This window comes from Pseudoalteromonas sp. SG43-6 (assembly GCF_014164365.1).
Lineage (GTDB): Bacteria > Pseudomonadota > Gammaproteobacteria > Enterobacterales > Alteromonadaceae > Pseudoalteromonas > Pseudoalteromonas rhizosphaerae.
Map to the genome: position 1 here is coordinate 29642 of NZ_JACJEZ010000035.1, position 22439 is coordinate 52080.

General features: G+C 41.3%; 20 protein-coding genes and 1 pseudogene. 13 read left to right on the forward strand and 8 right to left on the reverse strand.

What is annotated here, in order from left to right; all coding sequences use genetic code 11:
• Positions 1-97 precede the first annotated feature (97 nt).
• Complete coding sequence (locus tag H5201_RS15010) at positions 98-949, reverse strand: alpha/beta fold hydrolase (RefSeq protein WP_182740279.1); 852 nt, start codon at positions 947-949, stop codon at positions 98-100.
• A gap of 100 nt (positions 950-1049) precedes the next feature.
• On the opposite strand from H5201_RS15010, the gene H5201_RS15015 reads away from it, so the two are divergent.
• Positions 1050-2339: an alkaline phosphatase gene (locus tag H5201_RS15015; protein ID WP_149980213.1), complete on the forward strand. Its 1290-nt coding sequence runs from the start codon at positions 1050-1052 to the stop codon at positions 2337-2339.
• A 168-nt stretch (positions 2340-2507) separates the two neighbouring features.
• On the opposite strand, the gene H5201_RS15020 is transcribed toward H5201_RS15015, so the two are convergent.
• The 5 genes and pseudogenes from H5201_RS15020 to H5201_RS15040 all read right to left on the reverse strand — a co-directional run bounded on the left by H5201_RS15020 (position 2508) and on the right by H5201_RS15040 (position 9796).
• A complete protein-coding gene (locus H5201_RS15020) occupies positions 2508-2837 on the reverse strand; it encodes a hypothetical protein (RefSeq protein WP_149980212.1) in 330 nt (109 codons plus the stop codon).
• Between the two features lie 75 nt (positions 2838-2912).
• On the reverse strand, positions 2913-3623 hold the full coding sequence (gene tsaB / locus H5201_RS15025) for a tRNA (adenosine(37)-N6)-threonylcarbamoyltransferase complex dimerization subunit type 1 TsaB (protein WP_182785005.1): 711 nt from the start codon (positions 3621-3623) through the stop codon (positions 2913-2915).
• 13 nt (positions 3624-3636) lie between these two features.
• Positions 3637-5463, reverse strand: coding sequence for an ATP-dependent DNA helicase (locus H5201_RS15030; protein WP_220497179.1), 1827 nt, complete (start codon positions 5461-5463; stop codon positions 3637-3639).
• Between the two features lie 191 nt (positions 5464-5654).
• On the reverse strand, positions 5655-7520 hold the full coding sequence (locus H5201_RS15035) for a M28 family metallopeptidase (RefSeq protein ID WP_182767958.1): 1866 nt from the start codon (positions 7518-7520) through the stop codon (positions 5655-5657).
• Between the two features lie 90 nt (positions 7521-7610).
• A pseudogene (locus H5201_RS15040) lies at positions 7611-9796 on the reverse strand (M4 family metallopeptidase).
• A gap of 585 nt (positions 9797-10381) precedes the next feature.
• Between H5201_RS15040 and H5201_RS15045 the strand changes: the two are divergent.
• Positions 10382-11662: a sodium:proton antiporter gene (locus tag H5201_RS15045; protein ID WP_145235717.1), complete on the forward strand. Its 1281-nt coding sequence runs from the start codon at positions 10382-10384 to the stop codon at positions 11660-11662.
• Positions 11663-11749: 87 nt separating this feature from the next.
• Here H5201_RS15045 and H5201_RS15050 read toward each other — a convergent pair whose 3' ends face one another.
• Positions 11750-11983: a hypothetical protein gene (locus H5201_RS15050; protein ID WP_149980207.1), complete on the reverse strand. Its 234-nt coding sequence runs from the start codon at positions 11981-11983 to the stop codon at positions 11750-11752.
• A gap of 361 nt (positions 11984-12344) precedes the next feature.
• On the opposite strand from H5201_RS15050, the gene hisG reads away from it, so the two are divergent.
• The 11 genes from hisG (at position 12345) to H5201_RS15105 (ending at position 21606) form a co-directional block, all read left to right on the forward strand.
• Complete coding sequence (hisG, locus tag H5201_RS15055) at positions 12345-13244, forward strand: ATP phosphoribosyltransferase (protein ID WP_182767960.1); 900 nt, start codon at positions 12345-12347, stop codon at positions 13242-13244.
• Positions 13245-13248: 4 nt separating this feature from the next.
• Entirely contained in the window at positions 13249-14550 is a 1302-nt protein-coding gene (hisD, locus tag H5201_RS15060; RefSeq protein ID WP_149980206.1) for a histidinol dehydrogenase, read from the forward strand.
• A complete protein-coding gene (hisC, locus tag H5201_RS15065) occupies positions 14540-15625 on the forward strand; it encodes a histidinol-phosphate transaminase (RefSeq protein ID WP_182767961.1) in 1086 nt (361 codons plus the stop codon). Before hisD ends, hisC begins: the two co-directional genes overlap by 11 nt.
• Positions 15622-16683, forward strand: coding sequence for a bifunctional histidinol-phosphatase/imidazoleglycerol-phosphate dehydratase HisB (gene hisB, locus H5201_RS15070; protein ID WP_182761064.1), 1062 nt, complete (start codon positions 15622-15624; stop codon positions 16681-16683). The genes hisC and hisB overlap by 4 nt, the downstream gene beginning before the upstream one ends.
• Positions 16680-17270, forward strand: coding sequence for an imidazole glycerol phosphate synthase subunit HisH (gene hisH / locus H5201_RS15075; protein ID WP_182761065.1), 591 nt, complete (start codon positions 16680-16682; stop codon positions 17268-17270). The genes hisB and hisH overlap by 4 nt, the downstream gene beginning before the upstream one ends.
• A gap of 38 nt (positions 17271-17308) precedes the next feature.
• Positions 17309-18043 carry a 1-(5-phosphoribosyl)-5-[(5-phosphoribosylamino)methylideneamino] imidazole-4-carboxamide isomerase gene (locus H5201_RS15080; RefSeq protein ID WP_182761066.1) on the forward strand — a complete coding sequence of 245 codons (735 nt, stop codon included), beginning with the start codon at positions 17309-17311 and terminating at the stop codon, positions 18041-18043.
• Positions 18025-18804 carry an imidazole glycerol phosphate synthase subunit HisF gene (hisF, locus tag H5201_RS15085; protein WP_149980201.1) on the forward strand — a complete coding sequence of 260 codons (780 nt, stop codon included), beginning with the start codon at positions 18025-18027 and terminating at the stop codon, positions 18802-18804. Before H5201_RS15080 ends, hisF begins: the two co-directional genes overlap by 19 nt.
• Complete coding sequence (gene hisIE / locus H5201_RS15090) at positions 18795-19409, forward strand: bifunctional phosphoribosyl-AMP cyclohydrolase/phosphoribosyl-ATP diphosphatase HisIE (protein WP_182761067.1); 615 nt, start codon at positions 18795-18797, stop codon at positions 19407-19409. The genes hisF and hisIE overlap by 10 nt, the downstream gene beginning before the upstream one ends.
• Before the next feature lie 520 nt (positions 19410-19929).
• Positions 19930-20667 (forward strand): hypothetical protein, encoded by a 738-nt coding sequence (locus H5201_RS15095; RefSeq protein WP_182740261.1) that lies wholly within the window; start codon positions 19930-19932, stop codon positions 20665-20667.
• 184 nt (positions 20668-20851) lie between these two features.
• Complete coding sequence (locus H5201_RS15100; RefSeq protein ID WP_182740260.1) at positions 20852-21364, forward strand: hypothetical protein; 513 nt, start codon at positions 20852-20854, stop codon at positions 21362-21364.
• 53 nt (positions 21365-21417) lie between these two features.
• Positions 21418-21606 carry a DUF1289 domain-containing protein gene (locus H5201_RS15105; protein WP_182785006.1) on the forward strand — a complete coding sequence of 63 codons (189 nt, stop codon included), beginning with the start codon at positions 21418-21420 and terminating at the stop codon, positions 21604-21606.
• A gap of 7 nt (positions 21607-21613) precedes the next feature.
• Here H5201_RS15105 and H5201_RS15110 read toward each other — a convergent pair whose 3' ends face one another.
• Positions 21614-22273 (reverse strand): NADPH-dependent FMN reductase, encoded by a 660-nt coding sequence (locus tag H5201_RS15110; protein ID WP_182767963.1) that lies wholly within the window; start codon positions 22271-22273, stop codon positions 21614-21616.
• Between the last annotated feature and the right edge of the window lie 166 nt (positions 22274-22439).

Below are 22439 nucleotides of genomic sequence, written 5' to 3' on the forward strand. Positions count from 1 at the left end.
ATTTATTTTTATTAAACCTTAAACTAAGTAAGGCAATTTCACAATTGAGCAATCACTCTAATTCGCAAATATTCCCACATTTTGTGCAAATATACAATTAACATGCACCAGTTTGCAGCATAAATGCATGAACCTGCTGTAAACATTGCTCAGGGCTTTGCATATGGCAGTGGTGGCCACCTTCAACTTCATTTACTGTTAAGCTTTTGTAATAATTAGCATATTTATTTAAATTATCACTAATAAATTGATATCCTTTACTGCCTAGAATTAATTGGCACGGCACATTTATTTCGCTTATTACCGCTATGCATTGTTGCTCATCAAATCTAAAACCTGAATGATTTTTAAGCTTTGGATCAGTTCTTAGCAGCCATCCATGTTCAGTTTCTCGTATATTTCTGTCCATCAAAAGTGCTATTAAATCCAAAGGTAAGTCACTTTGTGTCGCCCGTGCTTGGTGTATTATTTGTTTTGACTCGTACTGTCGGGGTGCTTTTTTATTTACACGACGTCGATTCAAAATTGCATTTCTAAGCTGCTCAACCACTTTTTCACTGGGTGTTGTGACAACTCCCAGTCCTTCAATCATAGTAACTGTATTTACTTTATCAGGAAAGCAGCTAGCAAAAAGCCCTGCGGCCATTGCGCCCATAGAATGACCAACTAAATGTACTTTATTAACTCCCAGTTTTTCGATCAAATTATAAATATCATCAATGTAATCAGTGAAATAATAGTGTGCATCGCTTCCACGCCAATCTGATAAACCATGTCCTGGAAAGTCCACACAATACCAAGTTGCAGTTAAGGTGTTATGTTCTAACATGGGTAAAAAACTATGACAATTATCAAGCCAACCATGTAATGCAATGACAACCTCTTTTCCTTGCCCAAATGTTAGGCCATGAAGTGTTAATGCGCCACTTTGAACTGAAAATGGATGCACTGCGTAATTCCCCTTTGTTTTTAGTTTGTTTAACGTAAAAGACATTTATTTATACTACATTGCGTATACAATGGCACTACATAATAAACAGGGTACAAAGATGAAGAAACAAATAAGCCTCTTGGCATTATTATGCTCAGCAAGTGCATACGCAGAGCAAGCACCAAAAAACATAATTTATATGATTGGTGATGGCATGGGCCCCGCTTATACTACAGCATATCGCTACTTTAAAGATGATCCGTCGACCAAAGAAATTGAAGGTACGGTGTTTGATACAATTCTTAAAGGTATGGCACATACTTACCCTGACGACCATACCTATGTAACTGACAGTGCTGCTGGCGCAACAGCTTTGAGCTCCGGCCATAAAAGCTATAATGGTGCAATTGCAGTTGATACCGATAAAAAACCGGTAAAAACAATGCTCGAAATTGCCAAACAAAAAGGCATGATCACCGCATTAGTTGCAACATCACAAATCAATCATGCCACGCCTGCAAGCTTCGCTGCACATAATGAATCTCGTCGTAACTACGATGAAATTGCCAATGATTACATTGATAATAAAATTGCCGGAAAACTTCCCGTTGATTTAATGCTCGGTGGCGGTACTAAATATTACATCCGCGAAGACCGTAATTTAGTTGCAGAATTTAAGCAAGCGGGCTATCAATACAGTGATGACTTTAGTGCGTTAAAAGATATTAAGCAAATTCCTGCGCTGGGATTATTTGCTCCAGTTGGGCTTGACTTTGCGTTAGATAATAACCCTACACGCTTAGCACAAATGACCAATAAAGCGCTTGAGTTACTTGATGAAAATAAGAAAAATGGCTTTTTCGTGATGATCGAAGGCAGCCAAATTGATTGGTGTGGCCATGCCAATGATATTGCCTGTGCAATGGCGGAAATGGATGATTTTGCTAAATCAATCGAGCAAGCAAAAGCATACGTTGATAAAAACCCGGATACCTTATTGGTGATCACCGCAGATCACTCAACAGGTGGTTTAACATTAGGTGCGCATGGTCAATATAAATGGGAAACCGAGGTAGTAAAAGGCGTGAAAGCCACAGCCGTTAAATTAACTAAATTAATGTCAGAGTCTGATGATTTAAAAGCCATTTGGACTGCTAACACGAATATAGAATACACTCCCGAAAACCAGATCAAGCTTGAACAAGCAAAAAAATTAGGTGATAAACCACTTAATCTTGCCATTAAAGATATTATCAGTAGAGCCAGTTTCACCGGTTGGACTACCGGCGGTCACACTGCTATTGATGTACAAGTATTTGCCTATGGTAAAGGTGCTGATAAATTTATCGGCTCACAAAACAATACTGATATTGCCGATAAACTGATCGGCTTTATTGAACAGCAGTAACGTTTAATTGGCATGTTGCTTTTCCTGAGGGTAGAGGCTAACTGCAACATTAAAGGTTAATTATAAAAAGCCCAGTCATAATGTATCTGGGCTTTTTTAATCACAGCTGGAGGTAAACTTTTGCCAAATACAGGCACATCAACACAGAGTTAAATTACTGTCTAATTGTTAAGCGTAGATGTCCACACCAATTAAGTTTTGTACTTCAGCTCGGCGTTCTAAATTAGCAAACTCGGTGTAGGTTGAAATAGCACGACTTACTTTGGCTGTCGGTTGGTCATAAATCGTTTGTCGGTAACTAGGTTGGGCAGTATCACTTTGTAACTTATCAGCCAGCGCAATACCTGCTTGGCTTGATTTAACAAACTCCGCAGACTGTTTATTATCAGCAGCAGATTGCTCCAATAAACCCTGAGGTTTATTAGTGTTGATCTGTCTTGAGGTAATTTTACCGGGTATGTCTCCCGAGTAAAACCCTGAGCCAATAGGTAGATTCAAAGTTGCGTCTCGTTACTTAGGTTATTAAATTATGTGCCAAATTTAATAACCTTGCAAGTTGCTTTATTAATCAGTTTATTCGCGTCCAGGTAATTTTTTCCAGGTTACTGTATCACGTACATATTTAGGTTGAGCTTGCGCAGCACTGACCGTACGTTGCGCACTGAAATCATCGCTAATTGTAGCCAACATAAAACCGGCATCAGGTAATATGATGTCGTTATTGATAGCTATTTGTGGGTTATCTGCCAGTGCCTCAGGGTATGTTTGCCAGCCAGTGCCCACTGCAATCCCTGGTTCGTCTGCAAGAGATAATAATGCGGGTTTTAATACTTGTTCGTCACCTTGTAAGGTCATCACACCATTATCACTGAGTCTATAATCGGCAAAATATATTTCTCCCATACGCGCATCAATAGCACTAAATACACTTTTTTCACCGGTTTGTTGATAAGCTTGCTGCGCCATCATTTGCAGCGTTGACACGCCAACTAGTGGCAGTTTACATGCATAAGCTAAGCCTTGCGCAATGGCGACACTTATACGCACGCCAGTGAAACTACCTGGGCCTTGGCCAAAACCAATAACATCTAAATCAGTTAAACGGCAATTTGCCTTAGCTAACAACTGATCAACCAACGGTAAGATTTTTTGACTATGCTGTTGCGGGCATACTTCAAAATGGTGAAATAACTGACCATTATAATTGAGCACTAAAGACAATGCTTCGGTAGAAGCGTCAAATGCTAATAGATTAATATCACTAGTACTGATTGCGTTATTCATGGTAATTATTTCTCTAGTTAATGTGTTCTAAAAATTCACTGGCCACTTGAAGGCTACGTGTGCGGCGCATCGGCGGCAAGCTTTTTAAAAAGACTTGGCCGTATTGGCGTGTCACTAAACGGTTATCGCAAATCACCAACACCCCTTTATCCTTACTATCGCGGATCAGTCGTCCAACGCCTTGTTTTAGTGCAATCACCGCTTGTGGCAATTGAATATAAGCAAAAGGATCATGTCCTTGTAATTGCGCATCTTGCATTTTAGCTTGGAGCAGTGGATCATCGGGTGCTGCAAAGGGTAACTTATCAATAATAACACAACTGAGTGTGCTACCTCTGACATCAACTCCTTCCCAAAACGACGCAGTACCTAATAATACGGCATTACCATGGCGGGTAAATTTTTCTAAAATAATACGTTTAGACATTTGCCCTTGCATATAAATAGGATAATCAATCTGCGTACTTAGCCCTTCGGCGACTAAATGCATCATCCGATAGCTGGTAAACAATACAAAGCAGCGCCCTTTTGCTGCTTTAATTAAATCGAGGGTAAGCTTAACAATCGCATGAGGCATATTCGCTGCATGTGTTTCAGGCAAATAACGCGGTAAACATAATAAGGCTTGCTGATAATAATCAAACGGACTATCAACCATCATACTTTTGGCAGGCTTAAGGCCTAGGCTTGCGTTAAAATGATCAAGTGCATTATCGACAGATAGAGTCGCTGAGGTGAATACAAAGCCAGCCCCCGTGTCTGCCATCATTTGCGCAAATTTAACTGATACGTTAAGCGGAGTTATATGTACGGTTAAATAGCGGCGTGTTGTTTCATACCAATAACTGTTACCTGTTTGGCTTATATCAAACACCCGTTCTAATTGCCCTTTAAAAGCTAAGGTACGCTCAAATGGGTGTTCTATTTTACCGCTACGGTCTAAACAATGTTTGAGTACTTGATACAAAAAGTCTAAATCGCTGATCACCCTATGTAACGCGGCGCAAATTTCTTTACTTGCCAGCATTTGTCGCCAATCACCTCGGCTACCATCTAAGCCAAATTGTAAGCGCAAGTCTGCAACACTGGTTTCAAGCTTATTTAAGGTTTTACCAAGTTGCAGCATATCCGGAATGTCAGAGCGATAAATTGCTCGTAAATCATTAATTAAGTCCACCAGCTTTTTAGTGCTGATACTCTCACCAAAGTAATCACTGGCAATTTCACTTAATTGGTGTGCTTCATCAAATATATAGGCATCAGCTGTGGGAATGAGTTCAGCAAAGCCGGTATCTTTTACCGCCATGTCTGCAAAAAACAAATGATGGTTAACCACTACTATATCGGCATCCATCGCTTTTAAGCGGGCTTTGCGAATATAGCAATCTTGAAAATCAGGACACTCTTTACCTAAGCAGTTATCCGCAGTGGAGCTTACATAAGGTAATACTTTGGCATCTTCTTCGATACCAATACAATCAGCCAGATCACCGGTGTGCGTTTCACTGGCAAATTTAGCCACCATGGCCAATTGATGCATCACATCAGAATCATCGGTCGGTACATGGGCAACATGCTGATTAAGCCGATAAGTACATAGATAGTTACTGCGCCCTTTTAGCAGCGCGGTTTTTTTACTCGCACTAAGCGCTTTGACTAATTGTGGTAAATCACGGTGATATAATTGTTCTTGCAGCGCTTTCGTGCCGGTTGAAATTATTGTTTTACCTTTAGACTTTAGCGCAGGGGCTAAATAAGCGTAGGTTTTACCTGTACCAGTGCCCGCTTCAACCACTAATTGCGAGCGGTTTTTTAATGCATCACTCACCGCAACCGCCATATCGATCTGCGGTTGGCGAGGCGTATAACCATCTAGAGATTGCGCTAACGGGCCTGCTGCACTAAAAAGCTGTTTGATAATAACGATCGCTTTGCTAAAAATAATAGCGGGATTTTACGTAAGCATAGCCCCAAGGGCAAGTGAATACGCAAAGCAAATAGCAAAGGAGCAATGCCCCTTTGCTATTGTTATTATTGTGCGTTGATCGTTAAAGTAATACCACTTGCCGCAGTGTAACCTTGTAAATCAATATACCAAGCACCAGCTTGGGGATTGCTAATAGTACAGCTTTCATTATTACCATTTTTATAAGGTCGACATTGATATGTTGACGTTGATGACGGCGAACCAAAATTCACATACAGATCAGCATCCCCGCTACCACCTAAAATAGAAATATTTAACGACGCGTAACCCGCACTGATATTTTGACTAAAGCGAGTCCAACCTCCTGTTGCCACACTGACATTCGTCTCGGTACGATTAATCGGTGTCGGTACATTATTGTCACCATCATAACTACCCGTTAAGGAAACACCGGTAATAGCGCTCCATGCTTCAACCATGACATGATATGTACCTGATTGTATATTACTAATAGCGCATGCTTCATTACTGTTTGAATTAGTGCTGTTACAGTCAAAGTCTTGTAAAGTAGGCGGTGCGCCAAACTTAACGTATAGATCAGCATCGCCACTGCCACCTGCTGTAGTAAAGTTTAAATTACTACTTCCTGCAGGGACTGCTAAGGTATAAAAAACTTGCTCTTTAGCAAGCGCATTAATTCCAGACACTGTGACACCATTTTCCAGTTCATTGTCAGTGGGTGGTACTTCATAGCCGGCATTTTTAGCCATTTCAGCTAAGTAGCTCACCGCAAGCTTGGCAAATTTACTCGCATGATCAGCATCAAAATTACTGTCGTTTGCTGTATGGATTAGCGGGTTAATATCAGCCATGCGCGACTCAAATGGCATTGAGGCGGCAAAGCCCTGCTGATACCACGAAGCATGATCTGAACAGCCATAACCACACTGATCAAAACCATAACTTAGGGTGGGTAAATAAGTATCGATCAATTGTCCCAAAAACTGATTTTGGCCGCTGTTAGTATAATCTGTCATCATCACAATATCATCGCTACTGCCATGATTACCGGTCATATCAAATTGCACCATACCTACCACATTTTTGCCCTGTGATTTATACGCCGTTGCAATCGCTTTTGAACCTCGCAGCCCTACTTCTTCAGCTGCAAAACCCATAATTTGGATTGTTCTTTGTGGTTGATAGTTATTATCTACGATTGCCCGAAGCACTTCCGACAAGACCGCAATACCGGAGGCATTATCATCCGCCCCGGGCGCTCTGCCATTACTAGGATTTGATTGATTAATTGAATCTAAATGACCGCCAACAATTACTATTTCATCCGCTTTTTCGCTGCCTTGAATAGTCACAATTACAGATGATTGCGACCAACTATGGCTAAAGTAATCAACACTAATATCAGCGCGGTTGCTCGCTAACTGTTGCCAATAATCTTTTAACCATTGAGATGCATCAACTCCACTTTGTACTGAGTAATAGCGATTATTAAAAGCACTCAACGAATTAACGGTATTGGTTAGATCATTAGGACTAATGTTATTGATCAGTGTCTGTACCGTTTGCGCATTATCTATTGTGTAGTTAATAGCCAAGCTGTTGATTGACTGATTCTGTACTTTAGCTAATTGCTCAGTATAAAGCTGCGCCTCAAGCAATGATTCATGTGCTACAAAGCCACCGCAGCGATGGTAATTGTCGTGCATAAATTCACTTAAATTAGCCACTTCAGTCTGTTTAATACGCATAAAATTAATAGAAGATAAGCTGGATGCTTGTGGAGCGAGGAGCTCGGTACTGTGTTTATGAGCTGTTTGGTTTAATTTGTAATGTTTAGCTGCTACAGGGTCAATACTTACCCAAATACTGTCAGGCTCTTGTGCTATTACCAGCTGACTTACCAATAATGACACAGTGCCAAGCAGGACGCTTGGTGCAAAGATATTCATAACAGTTTCCTTTTTTTCTGTGTTTACCCAAATTCAGACTCTGAAAATATAAGGGTAAAAAAGGGAGCGAATGCTCCCTTAGGTGAGGGATTAGTTAGCCGTTATTGTTAACGTTACGCCACTTGCCGCACTGTAGCCTTGTAAATCAATATACCAAGTGCCCGCTTGTGGAGCAGTAATTTCGCAACTTTCGTTGTTACCATTTTTATATGGTCGACATTGATAAGACGATGTTGATGATGGCGAGCCAAAATTAACATACAAGTCTGCATCACCAGAACCACCCGCTATAGCAACATTCAATGTTGAATAACCTGCGCTTAGTTCTTGACTAAAACGAGTCCAACCACCTGAGCTAACACTTACATTAGTTTCAGTACGGTTTATTGGTGTAGTACCCGTATCACCGCCATCAAAACTCCCCGTGAGTGAAACGCCCGATATTTGGTTCCAGGCTTCAACCATTACATAGTAAGTACCTGCTTGAACATTGCTGATAGCACAGCGTTCAGTGCTGGTTGAAGTCGTGCTGTTACAGTCAAAACTATTTAGTGTTGGTCTTTGCGCAAATTTTACATACAAGTCCGCATCACCACTGCCACCTACCGTATTAAACTGCAAATTAGTGGCATTAGCTGGTACTTCTAAGGTAAAGAACAGTTGCTGTTTTTCTGTACCACTGATCCCAGTGCGTGGCACGCCATTGCTAAGTGGCTCGTCAATTGGTGGCTCTACTCCTCCACAACTACTACCAGGGCTTAAATTTGACGTTACACCCACTGCCGCAAGTGCGCTTTGTACATCATCTGGGCTGTAATCTAAATCACATGCCGCATCCATTACACCATTACCAGCCAAGTCCCAATTAGTACTAGCGGTCCAATATAATTGGTTTGCACGCGCCATAACCTCAAAAGCTTTTCTAGTATCCCAACCAGCTTTAGTTGCTAAGTTATAGAATGCTTTATTAAATACACCTGAGCTGTAATGTACATCCATCCCAGAATAATAACTCGATTGGTTATCAATTGAACTACCATCTTGGGTCGGGTTATTCATGTAACGCAATGCACCATTGCCTTTGAAAATTTCTTGGCCAACTAACCAATCATTAGTGCCTAGCATATAAAACTCGGCAGCTTCACCAGCCATATCAGAAAACGCTTCATTCAAGCCGCCCGATTTCCCACTGTATACCAGCCCTGAATTTTGTTCAGTAAAACCATGGCTAACTTCATGAGCAGAAACATCTAAACTAACTAATGGATAAAAGGTATTTTGACCATCACCAAAAGTCATTGCTGATCCGTCCCAAAAAGCATTTTCATAATTACTGCCGTAATGAACACGCATTTGCAATTGAAAAGACAGCGGAGGAGAACCAATCCAGTCGTTATACATATTAAAAATGACATTACCAAAGTAGTGCGCGTCATTTAATGGCGAATAACCGCCATTTATTTCCTTAAAGGTGTTTTCGGGGCAAGTAAAGGAATACGCTGAAGAGCCACTGGTGCCACCATTTAAATTAATGGTTTTAACATTTGCGTTATTCATGGTGCAAGTGTTGCCTGACTGCGACACATCTAAACTACTAAAATCAGTCCCGTAAATGTACTTTCCTGTTTTTAAATTTCCACCAGGGCCTGTCGCATTGGCATGTTGAAGGTTATCAAAGCTATGCAAAACCTCACCAGAATTCGCATCAATGATCTGATAAGGTCGAGAAGGATTAGCACCATAAGTAACATACGATACTTCATACACTAAATGTGCGACATGTTGCGCATCAAGCCAAATCGCTAAACGCGATTGTTCATTGTGTTTTTTAAGGCTTACTGATTTAGCCGCTGCGGGGGAGTTTTTTAACCCCTGTGTAATAGCCATTTTTTTACTGAGTTTTGGCATCACTGAGCTTATATCGCTACTAATATCATATACAGCAGCACCATGAGCGCGTTTTAATTGGCCATTATTATCAAACGTTAAACTCACAGTATCACCAATGACTGGTAATCCTTGATACTGTTGTTGATAACGGCGTGTCGTATCACCATTGTTACTTTTTACTTCTTTTAATACGACTAACTCATTGCCAGCATCTAAACCAACTAACTGCATTGGGCTTGCCATAAGTACCGATGACGCACTATTTTGCAAAGCTGTAGTTAGGCTGCTTGTTCATTTAGATATTGTTTATTTGCAGCTACTGCACTTGATGCTTGCGTTACCGCAAGAGCAGCAAGTGTTGCTAATGTGATTTTAGATAAATTCACGTTTACGCTCCATTTAAGTTGTTATTTATTTAATATTTTTGTATTAAACCGGCACTACCCGTTCCCGATTCAAGTTCAGCCTATACTGCTTTCAGTGAAATTGAAAATGAAACAAAAAATTAACATTAAATAACAAAAAACCAAAACAGAAACATTTTAAAACAACAACTTAAACCAACATTGTTAATTAATCACTAACAAAACCCCGGAAAACTGTAAATAAATAATTACATTAAATTAACATGTGGTTACATATCATTTGTTTTTATTATTGGTAATACATTAAATGTCATTGCTACTCGGCTCTATAATTAATTGGCAATAGGACTACCGATATAGATAGCAAACTGCAAATGTTGACGACTAGAAAAAGAAGCTGTTGACGTTTAGAAGCTGTTCATACCCATAAAACTTCAAACAAAACCATCAATTAATTTCGCTGTCATTGCGTCAGTAGCATAAACGCCTATTAAAAGTGTAATTAACAGTATTATCGCGGTGACATTTGAAAGTCTCAGGAGTAACATACCTGCGCGAAAGTACATTCCTTTTTGCTCATTCCAATATATTATTTAAGGTCAAACAATGAATGCTTGGTACCTCATTTGTTTTTTATCTGCATTAGCGATTTTTATCGCATTTGCTAACCAGTATATCCTCAAAATGCAAACCACTATTGCCATAACAACTGGCTCAGTAGTGATTTCATTGTTATTAATACTCGCGGTAAAATTATTGGGCGATTCAACCGCACTGGAGATTACACAAATAGTCTCAAGTATCGATTTTAATCAATTATTACTCAAAGGCATGCTCGGCTTTTTACTGTTTGCAGGCGCACTGGAAATTAACCTTGCGGCACTCAAAAAACAACGTTTTGAAATTACCGTACTGGTGTTATTTTCGACCTTAGCCTCCACCTTTATCATTGGCTTTTTAAGCTTTTACTTATTTGCCGCGTTAGGCTTTGCGGTGCCTTTTATCTATTGTTTATTGTTTGGTGCATTAATAAGTCCAACCGATCCAATTGCAGTGCTTGCAATTATTAAACAAATGCGTGCCCCTGAAGGCATTTCTGTGCAAGTTGAAGGTGAATCATTATTTAATGACGGTATTGGTTTAGTTATTTTTACCACTATTTTTGCCGTGGCTTTTCTCGACACTGAAGCCAGTGCAGCAGGCATTGCAGAGCTATTCTTTGTCGACGCACTGGGAGGGATTGCATTTGGTTTAGTGATTGCGTTAGTGGGTCATTATCTGATCATCAACAGTCGTGATGTAAATATTCGCTTGTTACTAACCTTAACTATACCGACAGCAGGATTCGCCGCTGCCAATATATGGGAAATATCTGGCGCACTGGCGATGGTAACTAGCGGTATATTGTTAGGTAATATAACCCGTACTAAAGCGACAGAGCGCACCGGGCCTGAAGACACTCGCTACGTAAAAGACTTTTGGCACGCCACCGATAGCTTTTTAAATGCGTTGTTGTTTTTGATTATCGGTATGCTAATTGTCACTATGCCCATCAGCCTAGCTGAAATTGGTTTAGGACTACTAATGGTGCCTGTAGTATTACTTGCTCGCTTTATCAGTGTTGGCGCACCGTTTGTGGTATTTAAGAAATTTAGAAAATACGACAAACACTCAGTTAAAATTTTAACCTGGGGCGGCCTGCGCGGTGGCCTTGCTTTAGCAATGGCTGCGGCAATTCCTCGTGATCAAGTATTTGTGGGCGGCTCTGATTTACATAACCTGCTTGTTATTGTTACCTACGTTGTGGTGATATTTTCGATTATTGTGCAAGGGCTCACTATTTCGCCGTTAATTCACAGTAGCATTAGTGCCAAACAACAAAACTAACATTTAAACTTACTTCTGGCGCCGCGAGCTAATGCTTACGGTGCTAGAATTAGTTATGCATTTCCTATGCATAAGATCCTATAAATATTACGCCCATGTGTCTAAATGGGTTTCGTCTTCTTCGTCTGTTTTGCGCTCTTTCTTAGCTGTTTCAAGCTTTTCTTTAGGCAGTAGTTCTTTGCGCTCCAACTGACGTTTTTGCCGCTTTTCACGTTCAATTCGCTGCGCGTTCGAATCTTTTAGCCCCGCAATATGAAAAGCACCTTTCGACTCAAGTTGCAAACGAGTGATCTGCCCTAAATAAGGGATCATAATATCCATACGTTCCTCCTTTGGTTACTCTTATCATCGGCCGTTATAGCTTATTCTTTAATTTATGCAAAAAAAACTTGCCAGCTTCCCCACAAATGTGTTTTTCTATATGTGAAATTTACTTAAACAGATTAAACACTTTTGTTTACATGAAGCAATGATAAAACGAAAGTTATTTAGGATATATTATAATGCGCTTAAACCTGACAACAGTACATCATCACCACCATTCACCGGAATAACCTGTCAGGTCTTTCGCTGAGAGGTTATTCCTAAAAGGAACCTCTGGCGAGTCAACATACAATGATTCATTTTTCGCCCTGAGGTTCCCTCGGGGTTTTTAGTTTTTAAATTAAAGGAAAAATGAATAATGAGTAATAGCAACCGTCTACGTATCGCCATCCAAAAAGGTGGCCGCCTTTCTAAAGATTGCCAAGACTTACTAAAACAGCTAGGTGTTAAACTTAACTTGCGTGAGCAACGTTTGATTGCCCACTCGACCAATATGCCGATTGACGTACTACGGGTGCGCGATGACGATATCCCAGGTCTGGTAATGGACGGCGTGTGTGATTTAGGCATAGTAGGCGAAAACGTACTCGTTGAAGTACAAGCTGAGCGCCAGCGCCAAGGCGTACCAAGTGAAGTAACTAAACTGTCTAAACTTGATTTTGGCTACTGTCGCCTTGCACTTGCATGGCCGTCAGAACTTGGCAAGCAAGATAAAAGCTGGTTTGAAGGCAAACGCATTGCTACCACCTACCCTGAAATCTTAACTCAATACTTAAAGCGTGAAGGCATAAATGCCAGCACAGTAATGCTGACTGGATCTGTAGAAGTCGCACCACGTGCAGGACTTGCTGATGCAATTTGTGATTTAGTATCTACCGGTGCCACACTTGAAGCCAACGGCCTTATGCAAGGTGATACTATTTTAGAATCAAACGCCTGCCTTATCCAAAATAAAGACTTACAAGATGCTGACAAACTAGCGCTTATCAACAAACTTATGCCACGCTTACGCGGCGTGAGACAAGCCAAAGAAAGCAAATACATCATGCTGCACGCGCCAAAAGATAAACTGGATGAAATTTGCGATATTTTACCGGGCTCTGGCCAACCAACGGTACTAGCTCTTGCTGGCTCTGATGAGTACGTAGCCCTGCACATGGTGAGCAGTGAAACATTATTTTGGGAAACAATGGAGCAATTAAAAACGCTAGGCGCCAACTCTATCCTCGTTATGCCAATTGAAAAAATGATGGAGTAAGTCAATGTTGCGCTGGAATGAGGTTTCCAAAGATGCACAAGCAGCGGCGCTAATGCGCCCTGCTGTTAGTGCAAGTGTGGAAGTAGAAGCTATTTGCCAAGCAATTATGGCAAACGTAAAAGAGCAAGGCGACACAGCCTTACTCGACATGGCTAAGCAATATGATAACCGCGAAAATCCGCGCTTATTAGTGCCGCAAAGTGAGATCAATGCCGCTGAGCAGCAGTTAAGCGCTGAGCTTAAATACGCGATAGACACAGCCTACGCTAATGTAAAACGTTTTCACCAAGCACAGCTACCCAAAGATATTAAATTGTCGACTCAGCCCGGTGTGTTATGTGAACTAAAATACCAAGCCATTGAAGCCGTTGGAATATATGTGCCAGGTGGCAGTGCGCCATTGCCTTCATCAGTGATCATGCAAGGTGTACTGGCGCAGCTAAGTGGTGCGACAACCGTAGTGTTAGCAACACCGGTGCAAGGTGATTTACCGATAAACCCAGCAATTTTATATGCGGCTAAACTATGCGGTATCAAAACAATCGTAGAAAGTGGCGGCGCAGGTGCAATCGCCGCAATGGCTTATGGTACAGACTCAGTGCCCAAGGTGAATAAAATTTTTGGCCCGGGTAACAGCTTTGTGACTATGGCTAAACAACTAGTAGCTCAGACCATACCAGGCATGGCGATCGATATGCCTGCGGGCCCGTCTGAGGTGTTAGTGATTGCCGATGAGCGCGCAAACCCTGAATTTATTGCCGCTGATTTATTATCTCAAGCTGAGCACGGCGCTGATTCGCAAGTAATTTTACTGTGTAACAGTGAACGTATGATTGCCCGCACCGAGCAAGCCATTGAACGCCAATTAGCTAAACTATCGCGTCAAGATATTGCCGCAAAAGCATTGGCTAATTCATCGCTTATTTTGGTTGATTCAATCGAGCAAGCATTTGCTGTATCAGCACAATACGGCCCTGAACACTTAATACTGCAACTGGCTGATGCCAACCCGTATTTAAACAAAGTTAAAAATGCAGGATCTGTATTTGTGGGTGACTACACGCCAGAATCTGCTGGTGATTATGCCTCTGGTACTAATCACGTATTACCAACCTATGGCTACAGTGCCACTTATTCAAGCTTAAACTTACTTGATTTTTTTCGCACTTATACCGTACAAACCATTACTCAAAATGGTTTAAAAAACTTATCAAAAGCAATTTTACCATTGGCTGATGCAGAAGGGCTTGATGCCCACGCAAATGCCGTTAAGGTGCGTTTAGAGGCGATGAACAATGAGCAATAATCCTTTATTACCGGCCAATATTGATGCATTAGCAGCATATAGCTCGGCAAAAAGTGAGAAACTAACCGGCACAACGTGGCTTAATGCAAATGAAAGCCCGTATGTTAAAAGTATCGATATCAGCATTAATGATTTAAATCGCTACCCTGATCCGCAGCCTATGAATGTTATTAACCGCTATGCTGATTACGCAGGACTCAATGCTGAACAAGTACTTATGACCCGTGGTGCGGATGAAGGTATTGAGCTACTGGTACGCACCTATTGCCAACCAGAGCAAGATTCGGTTGCTTTATTTTTACCTACGTACGGCATGTACAAAGTCACCGCCGACACTCACAACGTAGCAATAAATGGCTTAAGCCAAGCATTATTACTCGATGGTACTGTTGATCAAATAATCAACGCTGTTGGTAATAGCAAATTAGTGTTTATTTGTAATCCAAATAACCCAACAGGCAGCTTAACACCGCTTGAAAAAATAAAGGCTATTGCAACAGCACTTGCCGATAAAGCACTGGTCGTTGTGGATGAAGCTTATATTGAATTTTGCCCAGAGCAAAGTGCAAGCAAACTCATCAACGAATTTGCCAACATAGTAGTACTTAGAACGCTCTCTAAAGCATTTGCGTTAGCAGGCCTGCGTACAGGCTTTACTCTTGCCCAATCGTCAGTACTAGCGCCAATCCGTAAAGTGATTGCACCGTATCCGGTATCAACGGTAGTGGCAAGCATTGCTGCAAATGCACTCAGCCCAGATGCCATTACTTCAATGCGTCGCCAAGTAAGTATTTTAAATGCACTAAGGGCAAAACTAAAGCAGTGGCTCGAAGCCTCCCCTGCCGTATTACAAGTGCTCAGTGGCGAAGGAAACTTTGTCACCCTAAAGCTCGCCGATAAAAACAGCTTTAATATCGCACTTGAGCAAGGCTTAGTTATGCGTGCTTTTACTTTATACGGCGAAAACGATTGGCTACGTATTTCAATCGGCAGTGAGCAAGAACTAGAACAAGTAAAAATATGGTTAGATGGCCTAAGCCAATCAGCCACTTTTAAAGAGCAGGAAGTATCATGAGCAACCCGTATTTATTTATCGACCGTGATGGCACTATTATTGAAGAGCCAATCACCGACAAGCAAGTAGACAGTCTTGAAAAGTTAGCGTTTTTACCAAACGTGATCCCTGCTCTTTTGCAATTACAAAGCGCAGGCTATCGTTTAGTGATGGTGTCAAACCAAGATGGCTTAGGCACTGACAGCTTTCCAACGGCTGATTTTGATATTGCCCAAGATAAGATGATGGCTATTTTATCAAGCCAAGGCATTAAATTTGACGACGTATTAATTTGCCCACACTTTAATGAGCAAAATTGTGATTGTCGTAAGCCAAAAACAGGGTTGCTTACCGAGTTAATGCGCTCAGGTAAAGTCGATTTAGCACGCTCATTTGTGATTGGCGATCGCCAAACAGATATTGGCCTTGCACAAAACTTGTGTTGTGAAGGTATTTTGTATGACGGTGATTGGAATGCAATTGTCACTAAACTTACCACCGCTGATCGACAAGGCCGCGTGACTCGCAACACTAAAGAAACGCAAATTGATGTAAAACTCAATTTAGATCAAAGTAAAAATGGCGAGATCAGCACCGGCCTTGGCTTTTTTGATCACATGCTTGATCAAATTCGCACCCATGCCAATATTGGCCTTGATATTCAAGCCAGCGGCGACTTGCACATTGACGAGCACCACCTTGTTGAAGATATCGGCATTGCCCTTGGTTTAGCGCTTAAACAAGCCATTGGTACTAAATCACAAATTGCTCGCTATGGTTTTGCGCTACCGATGGATGAATGCAAAGCAGAGGCACAAATTGACTTGTCAGGTCGTGCTTCGTTTGTATTAAACGCTAACTTTAGCCGTGAAAAAGCCGGTGATTTAGACGTACAAATGGTTGAACACTTTTTCAAAAGCTTAAGCGACAATGCAGCGATCAGCTTAATATTGTCGGTTAGCGACGGTAACTGCCATCACCAAGTTGAAGGTTTATTTAAAGCGTTTTCTCGCGCTTTACGTATGGCCATTGCCGCTGATGCCAGCCAACAAACAGCCAGCTCTAAGGGGTGTTTATGATTGCCATAATTAACACCGGTTGTGCCAACATAAACTCTGTACGCTTTGCTTTTGAGCGCTTAGGGCAAACGCCAGAAGTTATCACCTCGCCAGAGCAACTTAAAAACTTTGAACGCGCTATTTTACCAGGTGTTGGCCATGCATCTGTTGCTATGAAGCGCTTGGTAGAAGGCGGTTGGCAACAGGCAATCAATGAATACCAACGCCCTCTGATGGGGATTTGTTTAGGCATGCAGTTACTGTGCGAAAGCACTGAAGAAGGTAATGTGCAATGCCTTGGCAAAATACCTGGGCACGTTAAAGCACTTGATGTGGGTAGTTTAACGTCTCCGCACATGGGTTGGAATAACCTCACCGTTAATCGTGAACATGCTTTAACCAAAGGCCTTGATGCAAACAAGCAAGTATATTTTGTGCATAGTTTTGCTCATACCGTGAATGATGCAACATTGGTTAGTGGCGAATACGGGCAAACCTTCTCAGCGATTGTTGCCAACGATAACTACGCGGGTATGCAATTTCACCCTGAACGTAGCGCTAAAATCGGCACTCAGTTATTGCAGAACTTTTTAGACTGGCAGCTATAAATAAAGCGTATCAACACAAATTAATAAAGAGAATTCAAGTGATTATTCCAGCATTAGATATATTACAAAATCAAATTGTGCGCTTATATCAAGGTAAATACGATACTGCACAGTTTTACCCGTTTGAGCTTGGTGCACGCTTACAAGAGTATGCACAAAGCGGCGCAGGTAAATTACACCTTGTTGATTTAGAAGGCGCACGCGATCCTAATAAAAAACAATGGCAACACATTCAAGCAGCCACCAAAGTACTTAACGTACCGTATCAAGTTGGTGGCGGTATTCGTACTGAACAAGACGTAAGCGACTGGCTTAAAGCCGGTGCTAACCAAGTAGTAATTGGCTCTATGGCGGTTGAAAAACGTGATGAAGTAAAAAGCTGGATTGAAAAATTCGGTGCCAAGCACTTTGTTATCGCCCTCGACGTTAATAAAACCGACAATGGCTGGGCACCTGCCACCCACGGTTGGTTAAGTGAATCAGAATTCGGCTTATTTGAATTAGTCGATTTTTATGTAGCACTGGGTGTAATTGATTTTCTATGCACGGACATCAGTAAAGACGGCACCATGACTGGTCCTTCGTTTGCATTATATGAAGACTTAATAAAACACAACAGCAATATTAAAGTACAAGCATCTGGGGGTGTAAGCTCGCTTGATGACATTAAAAAGCTCAAAGAGCTTGGCGTAGGCGGTGTTATTTTAGGTAAGTCACTGCTTGATGGCGCATTTAATGTAGAGGAGGCGTTGGCATGTTATCAAAACGCATAATCCCGTGTTTAGATGTTAAAGACGGCCAAGTAGTCAAAGGCGTTAAATTTAAAGGCCACGAAGTGGTTGGCGACATATTAACAATGGCTAAAGCGTATAGCGAAGCTGGTGCTGACGAACTGGTATTTTATGAAATTAGCGCCAGTGTTGAAAAACGCCTTCTCGATGTAAACTGGGTAGAGAGCATAGCACGTCATATTGATATTCCATTTTGTGTTGCAGGTGGTATTAAATCAGTGGCTGATGCAGCACGCGTATTAGAACGCGGCGCTGATAAAATCAGTATAAACAGCCCTGCTATTGCCCGTCCTGAGCTTATCAAAGAACTACATGATGAGTTTGGTAAACAATGTGTCGTTGTCGGCATTGATAGCTTTTACGATGAAGTAACTGGCGAATATTTAGTGTATCAGCTTACTGGCGATCCTAATGCGTCAAGCCGCACCCGTTATAAAACGCAAGAATGGGTAAAACGCGTGCAAGACTTAGGCGCAGGCGAAATCGTACTCAACTGCATGAACCAAGATGGCGTACGCAATGGCTACGATAACCAGCAGCTGTCTAAAATACGTGCTTTGTGTGATATTCCACTTATCGCCTCAGGCGGTGCTGGCACCATGCAAGATTTTGTCGATGTATTTAAACAAAGCCACGTTGATGGCGCACTGGCAGCTAGCGTATTTCACAAAAATGTGATCAACATCGGCGAATTAAAACAATATTTAATAGATAACCAAGTGGCGGCGCGACTATGCAACTAACCAAACAAAACCTTACCCAAGTTGATTTTGCTAAAAGCGAATTGATCCCTGCCATCGTGCAAGATGCCCGTACTGGGGTTATTTTAATGCAAGGCTTTATGAATCAAGAATCGCTGCAAGTCACCTTTGAAAAGCAAAAAGTGACGTTTTACTCGCGTTCAAAAAACCGTTTATGGACCAAAGGCGAAACCTCTGAGAATTACTTAGAAGTAGTGTCTGTCCATACTGATTGCGACTATGACTCTATTTTAGTGCTGGCTAACCCACTTGGGCCAACGTGTCACTTAGGCACACAAAGTTGTTTTGGTGATGCTGCAAAACCAAGCCTAAGCTTCTTAGCGCAGCTTGAGCAAGTAATTGTATCGCGTAAAAACGACGACCCTGAAAAAAGCTACACCGCCTCTTTGTTTGCTAAAGATTTAAGCCGCAGTTGTCAAAAAGTGGGAGAAGAAGGCGTTGAGGTCGCTTTAGCTGCAATGAAACATGATAACGAAGAGCTAACCAATGAATCCGCTGATTTGATATATCACCTAATCGTGTTGCTACAGCGCCAAGGTCTAGAGCTACAAGACGTCGTTGCATGTTTGCAAGGAAGACATAAGTAAGTTTATCTGCTCTTGTTTATTAAGCGCTGAGTTTGCTCGGCGCTTTGTTTAAAGACCTTTAAGTAAGTTGTTTACAAAAAGGCTAAGAGGCGCCGCGCTGAATACCAAGCAAAAAGTCTTTTAAAATAAAATAGTTAAAACAGAAAATGCAACTGCGGAATATGAAAGGCTAGACTGCATCCAAGTCAGCTTTTAAAGTCTAAATCACGCTATTGCTGCAAGAGCTTTATTTTCTGGCAGTGAGAGCATTTTTAACGCTGCGTCTCTTGGTTTACTTTCACCTTGTTCCATTTCCTCACTCGTTATCACTAACATTAAAATAGCAAGCGAATACAGGTTGGGAAAGATTATTTTGTTGCCTAAGACTTCGTACTTTCTCGGGCGTAAATTCATGTACCGTAGTTAAGCAAAGCGCATCAAACTTTCGCATTAAAATAAAAATTATCAAATCCCCTTTAAACCTTTTTAGTCGCTCTATACGACTAAACTAAAAACACCACAAAAATGAAAGGGAATAATAATGATTAACGCATTCACACGATTGACTCTGATTGGCACTGTACTGCTATCTGCTCAAGCTTTGGCTTGGAATAACGAGATGACACTACAAGACACAAAAAAGCTTACCCTTGATGCTCAATCACTATCAGCATTAAACGTTGAAGCCGGTTCGGGCTTTTTACATATCGTAGGCAGTAATACCGACACTGTGACGGTAAAGGCTGAAATTTATCAATATGAAGCGCATGACAACTACTGCCTTACTTTAGATAAAAGTGGCAACTCAGCAAAATTAACTGCGAATAATTGTGATAACCACAGTGAAGATCATACGCGCATAGATCTAACGGTGTCGCTACCAGCAACATTCTTGCTTGATATTACCGATGGATCAGGCGAGATCTCGATTGAAAATGCAGCTGAAACTAGCATTCATGATGGTTCTGGCGCAATTATAATCAATAATATTTCGGGTCAATTAACCATTGAAGATGGCTCAGGCGCAATCACTGCGAGCAATATTACTGACAGTGTAAACATCCATGACGGCTCTGGCAGTATTGAACTGGCAAACACTCAAGGTGATGTAATCATTCATGATGGATCGGGTAATATCGATGTGCAAAACATTGTCGGCAAAGTAACAGTAACCGATGGATCTGGTGGTATTTATGTTAACAAAGCAGGCGATTTTACTTTACTTGCTGATGGTTCAGGTAGCGTTACAATAAAAAATGTGCCTATTCAAAATCTATAAGTGGCTGCGTTTGCTTAAAGAAATACTTAGTTTTGGGGCAAAAAAATTTAAAAAATTGCGCTAAAACGTTTGATATAAGTCATGCAATAATTTTATTTTCACGTCTTTAATGGCATTTTTTCAAGCCCTTAGGTATCCTTTAAGCAACTACGAAGGATTAGCTATCACAAAAGGATAGTCCACTATGAAAAAGTATTTATCGGTATTATTAACAGGCCTTATTTTATCGGGTTGTAGCAGCTTAACAACAGAGCAAAAAGCAAGTATTGATAACCTCACGCCTTGTGAAAAAATCAATGGTTTATTAGCCGCCTACGACTCACGTTTTGAAGTGTTAAAGCGCACCCGTGTAAATACAAAGTACGCAGAAACCTGGACAGCTAAATACAATCTCGTTGGTGAAGCATGCCAAATCAGTGCTTTGGATGCCGATACAGTGACTTATCGTTGCCAAGATAATTACCAAGAAAAAACGCAAGCGGTGGCCATTCATCAAAAGGCTGTTGATTTCACCCGAGCTTGTTTAGCGCAAAATAACTGGCACGAACAACAAAAAGAATCTGCTGATTCATTACGCACTACCTTTGTACTTGATGAAAAAAACCCAGCTATTTCAATTCATACCGGAAAAACTTTATCTCGCTCAACGCCTTGGTCTACCTCATTTGAAGTAGGTAAATCGGTAGCAAATAAATAGCATTAAAACCATAAAACAGGTCAGCAAATGTTGACCTACTTGGCTAAGGATTTATGAATTCAACACCCCAAAAAAGTTCATCGCAATTAAAAACCGACTGCATTGGGAAATGCCACCGTCTCAAAGGCTATTGCAGCGGCTGCGGCCGAACTAGCGACGAAATATTTGACTGGATCATTTTATCAGACCAAGAGAAACAAGCTATTTTAGATACTCCAAGAGAGGATACTAATACCCCATAGCTTATTATTAAGGTGCATTGCGTTGCGACGGGTCGCGTTTAAAGTCTTTAATTAATTGCTTAGGGTCAAGCTCCTCACGTTGCTTACTTGCTGCCTCAGCCCACCACAGTAACTGATTAAACGACCGCGAAAAATATTCGCGCCATGATGCTTGCTCTGCCTCATTGTTTGTTTCACCACTTTCAATAAATACATCCTGTGCTTTTGGCACATGGATCATAGCCGACACCGGCAAACACCCAAGTTCACTTAAAAAACTGCGCATCCCAACAGCGGCACGAACGCCACCCCACTGCCCCGCAGAATACGTAACAATAACGCTGGGTTTGTAAGCAAATAAAGAGCTACCAAAATGGTTTAATAGATTAGCCAATGCTGGACTCATTGAATGATTGTACTCAGGGCTGACCATAATAAAACCATCACTGGCTTTAATTTTTTCCGCTAGGTCATCGAGTTTTTTAGGCACCTCGGCTTGTGAATAAGCAAAGTGCGGTTTGAATATAGGGTCCAGCTCATAGTCTAGCGGATCTATCAGTTCAATATCGTGATCACTGTATTGCTCAAGCAAACAGCGTTGGCATGCCTTGGCAACTCTTTCACCGAGACGTGCCGGCTTAGGTGGCGAGCTTTTTCGAACTGAACCTAAAAAAATTAATAGTTTCATGTACTGGCACTCCATTTTATTTAAATCATTATACGAATATAAACCTAAATTCGGATAATAAGTGCAATTTCTCAGATTAGATGGCCAGCTGTTATAATTCGGCCATTTTCTCGCCAAAGGAAATTGCTTTAATGAAATATAAACAGCTGACACAAGAAGAAAGATA